The 13,885-nt window shown below is 33.4% G+C and carries 10 protein-coding genes and 1 pseudogene; 10 read left to right on the top strand and 1 reads right to left on the bottom strand.

What is annotated here, in order from left to right:
- The first annotated feature begins 148 nt into the window (after positions 1-148).
- From purB to JQN76_RS13515, 6 genes and pseudogenes are all read left to right on the top strand, one after another.
- A complete protein-coding gene (purB, locus tag JQN76_RS13540; RefSeq protein WP_000572878.1) occupies positions 149-1,444 on the top strand; it encodes an adenylosuccinate lyase in 1,296 nt (431 codons plus the stop codon).
- A 108-nt stretch (positions 1,445-1,552) separates the two neighbouring features.
- Complete coding sequence (locus tag JQN76_RS13535; RefSeq protein ID WP_001165363.1) at positions 1,553-1,855, top strand: YerC/YecD family TrpR-related protein; 303 nt, start codon at positions 1,553-1,555, stop codon at positions 1,853-1,855.
- Positions 1,856-2,027: 172 nt separating this feature from the next.
- Positions 2,028-2,718 (top strand): annotated as a pseudogene (gene pcrB, locus JQN76_RS13530) (heptaprenylglyceryl phosphate synthase).
- Complete coding sequence (pcrA, locus tag JQN76_RS13525; protein ID WP_000992921.1) at positions 2,715-4,907, top strand: DNA helicase PcrA; 2,193 nt, start codon at positions 2,715-2,717, stop codon at positions 4,905-4,907. Before pcrB ends, pcrA begins: the two are co-directional and overlap by 4 nt.
- A 3-nt stretch (positions 4,908-4,910) precedes the next feature.
- Positions 4,911-6,914 carry an NAD-dependent DNA ligase LigA gene (gene ligA / locus JQN76_RS13520; protein WP_000774565.1) on the top strand — a complete coding sequence of 668 codons (2,004 nt, stop codon included), beginning with the start codon at positions 4,911-4,913 and terminating at the stop codon, positions 6,912-6,914.
- Between the two features lie 12 nt (positions 6,915-6,926).
- A complete protein-coding gene (locus JQN76_RS13515; protein ID WP_000831695.1) occupies positions 6,927-8,126 on the top strand; it encodes a CamS family sex pheromone protein in 1,200 nt (399 codons plus the stop codon).
- 88 nt (positions 8,127-8,214) lie between these two features.
- Here the strand turns inward: JQN76_RS13515 and putP are convergent, their stop codons facing one another.
- Positions 8,215-9,753, bottom strand: coding sequence for a sodium/proline symporter PutP (gene putP / locus JQN76_RS13510; protein WP_000957020.1), 1,539 nt, complete (start codon positions 9,751-9,753; stop codon positions 8,215-8,217).
- Positions 9,754-10,119: 366 nt separating this feature from the next.
- On the opposite strand from putP, the gene gatC reads away from it, so the two are divergent.
- Genes gatC through JQN76_RS13490 form a run of 4 tightly spaced genes read left to right on the top strand, consistent with a single transcriptional unit; the run spans position 10,120 to position 13,507 of the window.
- Positions 10,120-10,422: an Asp-tRNA(Asn)/Glu-tRNA(Gln) amidotransferase subunit GatC gene (gene gatC / locus JQN76_RS13505; protein ID WP_000170162.1), complete on the top strand. Its 303-nt coding sequence runs from the start codon at positions 10,120-10,122 to the stop codon at positions 10,420-10,422.
- 1 nt (position 10,423) lies between these two features.
- Positions 10,424-11,881: an Asp-tRNA(Asn)/Glu-tRNA(Gln) amidotransferase subunit GatA gene (gene gatA, locus JQN76_RS13500; protein WP_000027917.1), complete on the top strand. Its 1,458-nt coding sequence runs from the start codon at positions 10,424-10,426 to the stop codon at positions 11,879-11,881.
- Between the two features lie 12 nt (positions 11,882-11,893).
- Positions 11,894-13,321 (top strand): Asp-tRNA(Asn)/Glu-tRNA(Gln) amidotransferase subunit GatB, encoded by a 1,428-nt coding sequence (gatB, locus tag JQN76_RS13495; protein WP_000545370.1) that lies wholly within the window; start codon positions 11,894-11,896, stop codon positions 13,319-13,321.
- Positions 13,322-13,360: 39 nt separating this feature from the next.
- Positions 13,361-13,507: a hypothetical protein gene (locus JQN76_RS13490; RefSeq protein WP_001789566.1), complete on the top strand. Its 147-nt coding sequence runs from the start codon at positions 13,361-13,363 to the stop codon at positions 13,505-13,507.
- Positions 13,508-13,885 lie beyond the last annotated feature (378 nt).

Raw genomic sequence — 13,885 nt, 5'->3', positions numbered from 1 at the left:
AATGAGAATATACGGAAATTTTTTATACATTTATAACCAATTCTGTTAAACTGTGAAGAGTAGAGTTAAAAACGAACTTTTTGTTTATTATTATTAAAAATGTTCTGTTTTTGAAAATTCGAGTATACATACGATAGGAGTTAAAAAAATGATTGAACGCTATTCTAGAGAAGAAATGTCTAATATTTGGACTGATCAAAATCGCTATGAAGCATGGTTAGAAGTGGAAATTTTAGCATGTGAAGCATGGAGTGAATTAGGACATATACCGAAAGCTGACGTACAAAAAATTCGTCAAAACGCAAAGGTAAATGTCGAACGTGCACAAGAAATTGAACAAGAAACGCGCCATGATGTTGTAGCCTTTACTAGACAAGTTTCTGAAACGCTAGGTGAAGAACGTAAGTGGGTACATTATGGTTTAACTTCTACTGATGTTGTAGATACAGCTTTAAGTTTCGTTATTAAACAAGCAAATGACATTATTGAAAAAGATTTAGAAAGATTTATCGACGTTTTAGCTGAAAAAGCAAAAAATTATAAATATACATTGATGATGGGACGTACACATGGAGTGCATGCAGAACCAACTACATTTGGTGTCAAAATGGCATTGTGGTACACGGAAATGCAACGTAACTTACAACGTTTCAAACAAGTAAGAGAAGAAATTGAAGTAGGGAAAATGAGTGGTGCAGTAGGTACTTTTGCTAACATTCCTCCTGAAATAGAAAGTTATGTGTGTAAACATTTAGGTATTGGCACAGCGCCTGTATCAACGCAAACATTGCAACGCGATCGACATGCATACTATATTGCGACATTAGCATTAATCGCGACGTCACTAGAAAAATTTGCCGTTGAAATTCGTAACCTTCAAAAAACCGAAACAAGAGAAGTTGAAGAAGCATTTGCAAAAGGCCAAAAAGGTTCATCTGCAATGCCTCATAAACGAAATCCAATTGGTTCTGAAAATATCACAGGTATTTCAAGAGTCATTCGTGGTTATATTACTACAGCTTATGAGAATGTGCCATTATGGCATGAAAGAGATATTTCTCATTCTTCTGCTGAGCGTATTATGTTACCAGATGTTACAATAGCACTAGATTATGCATTGAATCGTTTCACAAATATTGTGGACCGTTTAACTGTATTTGAAGATAATATGCGTAATAACATAGATAAAACATTTGGTCTGATTTTCTCACAACGTGTCTTATTAGCATTAATTAATAAAGGTATGGTTCGTGAAGAAGCATACGACAAAGTACAACCAAAAGCGATGATATCTTGGGAAACGAAAACACCGTTCCGTGAATTAATCGAACAAGATGAGTCTATTACAAGTGTTTTAACAAAAGAAGAATTGGATGAATGTTTCGATCCTAAACATCATTTGAATCAAGTTGACACTATTTTCGAACGCGCTGGATTAGCATAAAATTAAATAAAGTAACGATTCAGATTTAATAAAATATAAATCGCTACACTTTAATAGGTTAATGCGTTAAAATGACATAAAGAATAAAATTATAGGGGTTGTTTCGATATGCAAATTGAAAAATTACGAGGTGCAGCGTTAGATGAATTGTTTGATGCAATACTAACGTTAGAAAATAGAGAAGAATGTTACCAATTTTTCGATGATTTGTGTACTGTAAATGAAATTCAATCACTGTCTCAAAGATTACAAGTTGCTAAAATGATTAAGCAAGGTTATACCTATGCAACGATTGAACAAGAATCTGGAGCATCGACTGCAACAATTTCTAGAGTGAAGCGTTCATTACAATGGGGTAATGATGCTTATACAATGATTTTAGATCGTATGAATATTGAAACAAATGAATAATAAATGAACGATAAACAATGGTTATCTATCTGCACTAATAAGGTAGATAATCATTGTTTTTTCACGAAAAAAATTTACAGAGTAAAAGAACTTAAATTTCATATTAAGTCTTTAGAACTCGACACTTAAAAATGCTATAATCATATGTATGTTAAAAAAGGAGTTTCGGAAAATGTATGACATTAAAAAATGGCGCCATATTTTTAAATTAGACCCAGCTAAACATATTTCAGATGATGATTTAGATGCGATTTGTATGTCTCAAACAGATGCAATTATGATTGGTGGAACTGATGACGTTACTGAAGATAATGTCATTCATTTAATGAGCAGGGTAAGAAGATACCCATTGCCTTTAGTACTTGAAATATCAAACATCGAAAGTGTAATGCCTGGTTTTGATTTTTATTTTGTACCTACAGTACTGAACAGTACAGATGTTGTATTTCACAATGGTACATTATTAGAAGCGCTTAAAACATATGGACATAGTATAGATTTTGAAGAAGTAATATTTGAAGGGTATGTCGTGTGCAATGCTGATAGCAAAGTGGCAAAACATACCAAAGCAAATACAGATTTAACAACAGAAGATTTAGAAGCATATGCCCAAATGGTCAATCATATGTATCGATTACCGGTTATGTATAGAGTATAGTGGCATTTATGGCGACGTATCAAAGGTTCAAGCTGTCTCAGAACATCTAACAGAAACGCAACTTTTTTATGGTGGCGGTATTTCCTCAGAACAACAAGCGACAGAGATGGCAGCTATTGCAGATACAATTATCGTCGGTGATATTATTTATAAAGATATTAAAAAAGCTTTAAAAACAGTAAAAATAAAGGAGTCTAGTAAATGAATGCGTTATTAAATCATATGAATACAGAGCAAAGTGAAGCTGTAAAGACAACAGAAGGACCATTGTTAATTATGGCAGGTGCTGGTTCAGGGAAGACACGTGTTTTAACACATAGAATTGCTTATTTATTAGACGAAAAAGATGTCTCACCATACAATGTTTTGGCTATTACTTTTACAAATAAAGCTGCAAGAGAAATGAAAGAACGTGTTCAAAAATTAGTAGGTGATCAAGCAGAAGTTATTTGGATGTCAACATTCCACTCAATGTGTGTTCGTATTTTACGTCGTGATGCAGATCGAATAGGTATAGAACGCAATTTTACGATAATTGATCCTACAGACCAAAAATCTGTTATTAAAGACGTCTTAAAAAATGAAAATATTGATAGTAAAAAGTTTGAACCTCGTATGTTTATCGGTGCGATCAGTAATTTGAAAAATGAACTTAAAACACCTGCAGATGCTCAAAAAGAAGCCACAGATTATCACTCGCAAATGGTAGCAACGGTTTATAGTGGATATCAACGCCAATTGTCGCGTAATGAAGCGTTAGATTTTGATGACCTTATTATGACAACGATTAACTTATTTGAGCGTGTACCAGAAGTTCTAGAATATTATCAGAACAAATTCCAATATATTCATGTAGATGAGTATCAAGATACTAATAAAGCACAATATACATTAGTTAAATTATTAGCAAGTAAGTTTAAAAACTTATGTGTTGTAGGTGACTCAGATCAGTCAATTTATGGTTGGCGTGGTGCTGATATTCAAAATATCTTATCATTTGAAAAAGACTATCCAGAAGCGAATACAATCTTTTTAGAGCAAAATTATCGTTCGACGAAAACGATTTTAAATGCGGCTAACGAAGTGATTAAAAATAATTCTGAACGTAAGCCAAAAGGACTGTGGACTGCAAATACGAATGGTGAGAAAATTCATTACTATGAAGCAATGACGGAACGTGATGAAGCGGAATTTGTAATACGAGAAATTATGAAGCATCAACGTAATGGTAAGAAATATCAAGATATGGCAATTTTATATAGAACGAATGCACAATCACGTGTACTTGAGGAAACATTCATGAAATCTAATATGCCATACACAATGGTTGGTGGCCAAAAGTTCTATGACCGTAAAGAAATCAAAGATTTATTAAGTTATTTGCGTATAATTGCCAATAGTAATGATGACATTAGTTTGCAACGTATTATTAATGTTCCAAAAAGAGGTGTAGGTCCTTCATCTGTTGAAAAAGTTCAAAACTATGCACTTCAAAACAATATCAGTATGTTTGATGCACTTGGAGAAGCTGATTTTATCGGATTGTCAAAAAAGGTGACACAAGAGTGTCTTAATTTTTACGAGTTAATCCAAAGCTTGATAAAAGAACAAGAATTTTTAGAAATTCATGAAATAGTTGATGAAGTATTACAAAAGTCTGGCTATCGAGAAATGCTTGAACGTGAAAATACATTAGAATCTCGAAGTAGATTAGAAAACATCGATGAATTTATGTCAGTACCAAAAGACTATGAGGAAAATACCCCATTAGAAGAACAGTCATTAATTAACTTTTTAACGGATTTATCGTTAGTAGCTGATATTGATGAGGCAGATACTGAAAATGGCGTAACACTAATGACGATGCACTCGGCTAAGGGCCTTGAATTTCCAATTGTCTTTATAATGGGGATGGAAGAATCTTTATTCCCACATATTAGAGCGATTAAGAGTGAAGATGATCATGAAATGCAAGAAGAACGTCGTATTTGTTATGTAGCAATTACAAGGGCTGAAGAGGTGTTATATATCACTCATGCGACATCAAGAATGTTATTTGGTCGCCCTCAGTCAAATATGCCATCCAGATTTTTAAAGGAAATTCCAGAATCACTATTAGAAAATCATTCAAGTGGCAAACGACAAACGATACAACCTAAGGCAAAACCTTTTGCTAAACGCGGATTTAGTCAACGAACAACGTCAACGAAAAAACAAGTATTGTCATCTGATTGGAATGTAGGTGACAAAGTGATGCATAAAGCCTGGGGAGAAGGCATGGTGAGTAATGTAAACGAGAAAAATGGCTCAATCGAACTAGATATTATCTTTAAATCACAAGGGCCAAAACGTTTGTTAGCGCAATTTGCACCAATTGAAAAAAAGGAGGATTAAGGGATGGCTGATTTATCGTCTCGTGTGAACGAGTTACATGATTTATTAAATCAATACAGTTATGAATACTATGTAGAGGATAATCCATCTGTACCAGATAGTGAATATGACAAATTACTTCATGAACTGATTAAAATAGAAGAGGAGCATCCTGAGTATAAGACTGTAGATTCTCCAACAGTTAGAGTTGGCGGTGAAGCCCAAGCCTCTTTCAATAAAGTCAACCATGACACGCCAATGTTAAGTTTAGGGAATGCATTTAATGAGGATGATTTGAGAAAATTCGACCAACGCATACGTGAACAAATTGGCAACGTTGAATATATGTGCGAATTAAAAATTGATGGCTTAGCAGTATCATTGAAATATGTTGATGGATACTTCGTTCAAGGTTTAACACGTGGTGATGGAACAACAGGTGAAGATATTACCGAAAATTTAAAAACAATTCATGCGATACCTTTGAAAATGAAAGAACCATTAAATGTAGAAGTTCGTGGTGAAGCATATATGCCGAGACGTTCATTTTTACGATTAAATGAAGAAAAAGAAAAAAATGATGAGCAGTTATTTGCAAATCCAAGAAACGCTGCTGCGGGATCATTAAGACAGTTAGATTCTAAATTAACGGCAAAACGAAAGTTAAGCGTATTTATATATAGTGTCAATGATTTCACTGATTTCAATGCGCGTTCGCAAAGTGAAGCATTAGATGAGTTAGATAAATTAGGTTTTACAACGAATAAAAATAGAGCGCGTGTAAATAATATCGATGGTGTTTTAGAGTATATTGAAAAATGGACAAGCCAAAGAGAGTCATTACCTTATGATATTGATGGGATTGTTATTAAGGTTAATGATTTAGATCAACAGGATGAGATGGGATTCACACAAAAATCTCCTAGATGGGCCATTGCTTATAAATTTCCAGCTGAGGAAGTAGTAACTAAATTATTAGATATTGAATTAAGTATTGGACGAACAGGTGTAGTCACACCTACTGCTATTTTAGAACCAGTAAAAGTAGCTGGTACAACTGTATCAAGAGCATCTTTGCACAATGAGGATTTAATTCATGACAGAGATATTCGAATTGGTGATAGTGTTGTAGTGAAAAAAGCAGGTGACATCATACCTGAAGTTGTACGTAGTATTCCAGAACGTAGACCTGAGGATGCTGTCACATATCATATGCCAACCCATTGTCCAAGTTGTGGACATGAATTAGTACGTATTGAAGGCGAAGTAGCACTTCGTTGCATTAATCCAAAATGCCAAGCACAACTTGTTGAAGGATTGATTCACTTTGTATCAAGACAAGCCATGAATATTGATGGTTTAGGCACTAAAATTATTCAACAGCTTTATCAAAGCGAATTAATTAAAGATGTTGCTGATATTTTCTATTTAACAGAAGAAGATTTATTACCTTTAGACAGAATGGGGCAGAAAAAAGTTGATAATTTATTAGCTGCCATTCAACAAGCTAAGGACAACTCTTTAGAAAATTTATTATTTGGTCTAGGTATTAGGCATTTAGGTGTTAAAGCGAGCCAAGTGTTAGCAGAAAAATATGAAACGATAGATCGATTACTAACGGTAACTGAAGCGGAATTAGTAGAAATTCATGATATAGGTGATAAAGTAGCACAATCTGTAGTTACTTATTTAGAAAATGAAGATATTCGTGCTTTAATTCAAAAATTAAAAGATAAACATGTTAATATGATTTATAAAGGTATCAAAACATCAGATATTGAAGGACATCCTGAATTTAGTGGTAAAACGATAGTACTGACTGGTAAGCTACATCAAATGACACGCAATGAAGCATCTAAATGGCTTGCATCACAAGGTGCTAAAGTTACAAGTAGCGTTACTAAAAATACAGATGTCGTTATTGCTGGTGAAGATGCAGGTTCAAAATTAACAAAAGCACAAAGTTTAGGTATTGAAATTTGGACAGAGCAACAATTTGTAGATAAGCAAAATGAATTAAATAGTTAGAGGGGTATGTCGATGAAGCGTACATTAGTATTATTGATTACAGCTATCTTTATACTCGCTGCTTGTGGTAACCATAAGGATGACCAGGCTGGAAAAGATAATCAAAAACATAACAATAGTTCAAATCAAGTAAAAGAAATTGCTACGGATAAAAATGTACAAGGTGATAACTATCGTACATTGTTACCATTTAAAGAAAGCCAGGCAAGAGGACTTTTACAAGATAACATGGCAAATAGTTATAATGGCGGCGACTTTGAAGATGGTTTATTGAACTTAAGTAAAGAAGTATTTCCAACAGATAAATATTTGTATCAAGATGGTCAATTTTTGGACAAGAAAACAATTAATGCCTATTTAAATCCTAAGTATACAAAACGTGAAATCGATAAGATGTCTGAAAAAGATAAAAAAGACAAGAAAGCGAATGAAAATTTAGGACTTAATCCATCACACGAAGGTGAAACAGATCCTGAAAAGATTGCAGAAAAATCACCAGCCTATTTATCTAACATTTTAGAGCAAGATTTTTATGGTGGTGGAGATACAAAAGGTAAGAATATTAAAGGTATGACGATTGGTTTAGCTATGAATAGTGTTTATTACTATAAAAAAGAAAAAGATGGACCGACTTTTAGTAAAAAACTAGATGATAGCGAAGTTAAAAAGCAAGGTAAACAAATGGCTAGTGAGATATTATCAAGGTTACGTGAAAATGATGATTTAAAAGATATACCAATTCATTTTGCAATTTATAAGCAATCAAGTGAAGATTCAATCACACCAGGTGAGTTTATCACTCAAGCGACTGCAGAAAAGAGTCAAACAAAGCTTAATGAATGGCATAATATCAATGAAAAATCAGCTTTATTACCTTCTTCAACAGCAGCAGATTATGATGAAAATTTAAATAATAATTTCAAGCAATTTAATGATAATTTGCAATCATATTTTTCTAATTTCACACAAGCAGTAGGGAAAGTTAAATTTGTTGATAAAAAGCCACAACGATTAGTAGTAGATTTACCAATCGATTACTATGGACAAGCTGAAACAATTGGTATTACACAGTACGTTACTGAACAAGCGAATAAATATTTCGATAAAATCGATAACTATGAAATTCGTATTAAAGATGGTAACCAACCACGTGCTTTAATTAGTAAGACAAAAGATGACAAAGAACCGCAAGTTCATATTTACAGTAATTAATTGTAAATTAAAGATAATAAAAAGGTACCAATGTTAGTCATAATTTTGATTAACATTAGTACCTTTTTAATTTGTTAAGACTTATGAATTATTTTTCTCTAACGATGTCACGAACTTTGTTTAAGTCAGTTTCAACAAATGCACCAGGTTTTTTAGTAAGTTTACTTACAACATATGTAACGATTACACTTACAATAAATCCAGGAATAATTTCATATAAGCCGAATATTTCGTTGATATGTGCCAATGGTTTAATCCACGCAATCCAAACGATAACGACTAAGGCACCTGAAACCATTCCACTTACAGCACCGGCACGTGTCAAACCTTTCCAGTAAAGTGCAAATAGCACAAGTGGACTGAACGATGCACCAAATCCGGCCCAAGCGTTACCTACTAAGTTTAGAATTGTGTCGTTTGGATTCCATGCAATCGCGATGGCAACAATTGCTACAACTAATACAGATAATCTTCCAATCATAACAAATTCTTTTTGGTGCGTTTTAGCTTTTTCTTCACCACGAATTAATTTATAAAAGTCTTCCGTTAGTGAACTAGATGTTACAAGTAATTGTGAAGAAATCGTGCTCATAATTGCAGCTAGAATCGCAGCAAGTAAGAAACCACCTACAAGAGGATGGAAGAGTACTTGACTCATCACGATGAATAATGTCTCAGGATCTTCTAGTTTAATATGATAAGCAGGTACGAATGCAATACCTGTTAAACCAACAGCCACAGCGCCTAATAAACCAACAGCCATCCAGCTAATACCTAAACGTCTAGCTTTAGGTAGCATCTTGTGTGATTTAATAGACATAAACCTTACAATGATATGAGGTTGACCGAAATAACCTAATCCCCATGAAAATAGAGAGATAATTCCTATAAATGATAACCCTTTAAATAAATTTAAATTTGTAGGTTTCATAGCTGCTACATCATGAAACGTTCCCCAGCCGTTTAAATTCATCATAGCAACAATAGGGACCATAACCATCGCAATTAACATAATGACACCTTGGAAGAAATCTGTAATTGATACAGCTAAATATCCACCAAAGAAAGTATAGAAAATGACAATGAAAGCAACTAATATTAAACCGAAATGATAATCTAATCCAAAAGCACTTTCAAATAGTTTACCACCAGATACGAAACCAGAATGTGTATATAATGTAAAGAATACTACGATAATCAATCCAGAAATAATCTTTAACACATTATTTTTATCGTTTAAACGATTTTTAAAGAAATCTGGTAATGTAATTGCATCTCCAGCTAATTCGGTATAAACACGAAGTCTAGGAGCAACAACAAAGTAATTTATATAAGCACCTAATGTTAAACCGATTGTAATCCACATAGCTGATAGACCAGTGCTATAGACAGAACCAGGTAGCCCCATAATCATCCATCCACTCATATCTGAAGCTCCAGCTGATAATGCAGTAATATACGGTCCAATACTACGTCCACCTAACATGTACTCGCTTAGGTTACCAGTTGCTTGCTTGTAACCGTAAAAGCCAATAACGATTAGTATCAAGAAGTAGACGGCAATCATAATATAAGTTTGCCAATTGGCATCTACTTGTTGACTTAATGCTGTCCCCATTGTAAGCATGATAAACACTCCCTTTATTTAATTTATAATTTAGTTACTTGAAAACATTATACATAAAGATAAATGTTTAGAAAAGTAGGAAAATTAAATTTATTCTTTTTGAAATACTTGCATACCAATATAGAAAGCGCTTTCGTATTTTTTGGATATGAGCAAATTTTTATAATTAAAATTGCATAATCATAATATTGAATTGGGTTGTCTAATATTAAAAGAGTGTTGTTTTCATAAAAAATGATTTGATAAACGAATGATAATGTTTATACAGTTTATATGAAATTAAAGTAGCACCTCATAAATACTTAGATTTTTAATTGGAAATTTGATACAATTTAGTGATGAATGACTTAAAGGAGGCTTTTATTAATGACAAAAGTAACACGTGAAGAAGTTGAGCATATCGCGAATCTTGCAAGACTTCAAATTTCTCCTGAAGAAACGGAAGAAATGGCCAACACATTAGAAAGCATTTTAGATTTTGCAAAACAAAATGATAGCGCTGATACAGAAGGCGTTGAACCTACATATCACGTTTTAGATTTACAAAACGTTTTACGTGAAGATAAAGCAATTAAAGGTATTCCGCAAGAATTAGCTTTGAAAAATGCCAAAGAAACAGAAGATGGACAATTTAAAGTGCCTACAATCATGAATGAGGAGGACGCGTAAGATGAGCATTCGCTACGAATCGGTTGAGAATTTATTAACTTTAATAAAAGACAAAAAAATCAAACCATCTGATGTTGTTAAAGATATATATGATGCAATTGAAGAGACTGATCCAACAATTAAGTCTTTTCTAGCGCTGGATAAAGAAAATGCAATCAAAAAAGCGCAAGAATTGGATGAATTACAAGCAAAAGATCAAATGGATGGCAAATTATTTGGTATTCCAATGGGTATAAAAGATAACATTATTACAAACGGATTAGAAACAACATGTGCAAGTAAAATGTTAGAAGGTTTTGTGCCAATTTACGAATCTACTGTAATGGAAAAACTACATAAAGAGAATGCCGTTTTAATCGGTAAATTAAACATGGATGAGTTTGCAATGGGTGGTTCAACAGAAACATCTTATTTCAAAAAAACAGTTAACCCATTTGACCATAAAGCAGTACCAGGTGGTTCATCAGGTGGATCTGCAGCAGCAGTTGCAGCTGGCTTAGTACCATTTAGCTTAGGTTCAGACACAGGTGGTTCAATTAGACAACCGGCTGCATATTGTGGCGTTGTCGGTATGAAACCAACATACGGTCGTGTATCTCGATTTGGATTAGTTGCTTTTGCATCTTCATTAGACCAAATTGGTCCATTGACTCGAAATGTAAAAGATAATGCAATCGTATTAGAAGCTATTTCTGGTGCAGATGTTAATGACTCTACAAGTGCACCAGTTGATGATGTAGACTTTACATCTGAAATTGGTAAAGATATTAAAGGATTAAAAGTTGCATTACCTAAAGAATACTTAGGTGAAGGTGTAGCTGATGACGTAAAAGAAGCAGTTCAAAACGCTGTAGAAACTTTAAAATCTTTAGGTGCTGTCGTTGAGGAAGTATCATTGCCAAATACTAAATTTGGTATTCCATCATATTACGTGATTGCATCATCAGAAGCTTCGTCAAACCTTTCTCGTTTTGACGGAATTCGTTATGGTTATCATTCTAAAGAAGCTCATTCATTAGAAGAATTATATAAAATGTCAAGATCTGAAGGTTTCGGTAAAGAAGTAAAACGTCGTATTTTCTTAGGTACATTTGCATTAAGTTCAGGTTACTATGATGCTTACTATAAAAAATCTCAAAAAGTTAGAACATTGATTAAAAATGACTTTGATAAAGTATTCGAAAATTATGATGTAGTAGTTGGTCCAACAGCGCCTACAACTGCGTTTAATTTAGGTGAAGAAATTGATGATCCATTAACAATGTATGCCAATGATTTATTAACAACACCAGTAAACTTAGCTGGATTACCTGGTATTTCTGTTCCTTGTGGACAATCAAATGGCCGACCAATCGGTTTACAGTTCATTGGTAAACCATTCGATGAAAAAACGTTATATCGTGTCGCTTATCAATATGAAACACAATACAATTTACATGACGTTTATGAAAAATTATAAGGAGTGGAAATCATGCATTTTGAAACAGTTATAGGACTTGAAGTTCACGTAGAGTTAAAAACGGACTCAAAAATGTTTTCTCCATCACCAGCGCATTTTGGAGCAGAACCTAACTCAAATACAAATGTTATCGACTTAGCATATCCAGGTGTCTTACCAGTTGTTAATAAGCGTGCAGTAGACTGGGCAATGCGTGCTGCAATGGCACTAAATATGGAAATCGCAACAGAATCTAAGTTTGACCGTAAGAACTATTTCTATCCAGATAATCCAAAAGCATATCAAATTTCTCAATTTGATCAACCAATTGGTGAAAATGGATATATCGATATCGAAGTCGACGGTGAAACAAAACGAATCGGTATTACTCGTCTTCACATGGAAGAAGATGCTGGTAAGTCAACACATAAAGGTGAGTATTCATTAGTTGACTTGAACCGTCAAGGTACACCGCTAATTGAAATCGTATCTGAACCAGATATTCGTTCACCTAAAGAAGCATATGCATATTTAGAAAAATTGCGTTCAATTATTCAATACACTGGTGTATCAGACGTTAAGATGGAAGAAGGATCTTTACGTTGTGATGCTAACATCTCTTTACGTCCATATGGTCAAGAAAAATTTGGTACTAAAGCCGAATTGAAAAACTTAAACTCATTTAACTATGTACGTAAAGGTTTAGAATATGAAGAAAAACGCCAAGAAGAAGAATTGTTAAATGGTGGAGAAATCGGACAAGAAACACGTCGATTTGATGAATCTACAGGTAAAACAATTTTAATGCGTGTTAAAGAAGGTTCTGATGATTACCGTTACTTCCCAGAGCCTGACATTGTACCTTTATATATTGATGATGCTTGGAAAGAGCGTGTTCGTCAGACAATTCCTGAATTACCAGATGAACGTAAAGCTAAGTATGTAAATGAATTAGGTTTACCTGCATACGATGCACACGTATTAACATTGACTAAAGAAATGTCAGATTTCTTTGAATCAACAATTGAACACGGTGCAGATGTTAAATTAACATCTAACTGGTTAATGGGTGGCGTAAACGAATATTTAAATAAAAATCAAGTAGAATTATTAGATACTAAATTAACACCAGAAAATTTAGCAGGTATGATTAAACTTATCGAAGACGGAACAATGAGCAGTAAAATTGCGAAGAAAGTCTTCCCAGAGTTAGCAGCTAAAGGTGGTAATGCTAAACAGATTATGGAAGATAATGGCTTAGTTCAAATTTCTGATGAAGCAACACTTCTAAAATTTGTAAATGAAGCATTAGACAATAACGAACAATCAGTTGAAGATTACAAAAATGGTAAAGGCAAAGCTATGGGCTTCTTAGTTGGTCAAATTATGAAAGCGTCTAAAGGTCAAGCTAATCCACAATTAGTAAATCAACTATTAAAACAAGAATTAGATAAAAGATAATTTAAATCATCAAACTATGAAGATTTAAAAAATAAACCCTTGATTGCTGACTTAGATGCAATCGAGGGTTTATTTATATCTATAGAAGTCATATTACTTTTAACTTTATTCATTGTACATGTTAATGGTAAAAATATTAATTTTATTAATGCGTTAGCTTTAATTATATTAAGGCAAACTGTATAATAAAAAGGTATAAAACATTTTTGTATAAAGACAACATTATATTTACAACATCATTTTAAAGGTAAAATAGCATAACTGACGAAGTCTATATAATGAAGAACGGCAAAAAATGCTGAATAAATAACAAGCTTTGTACATATTGAGATAGTATTTGTTTAAGATACAAGTTGGTCTTTAACGATATTAAGAATGATGAAATAAGACTGAGCCTGGGTCATAAATTCAATGTCCTAGGCACTACAATGTTATATTGGCAGTAGTTGACTGAAAGAAAATACGCTTGTAACAAGCTTTTTTCAATTCTAGTGGGGCCCCAACATAGAAGCTGACTTTCTGTCAGCATACAATAATGTGCAAGTTGGGGTGGGGCCCCAAACA

Origin of the sequence: Staphylococcus sp. SM3655 (assembly GCF_016917315.1) — a bacterium.
Lineage (GTDB): Bacteria > Bacillota > Bacilli > Staphylococcales > Staphylococcaceae > Staphylococcus > Staphylococcus aureus.
Note: the sequence above shows the minus strand (reverse complement) of the source record. Positions and strands in the feature narration are given on the sequence as shown.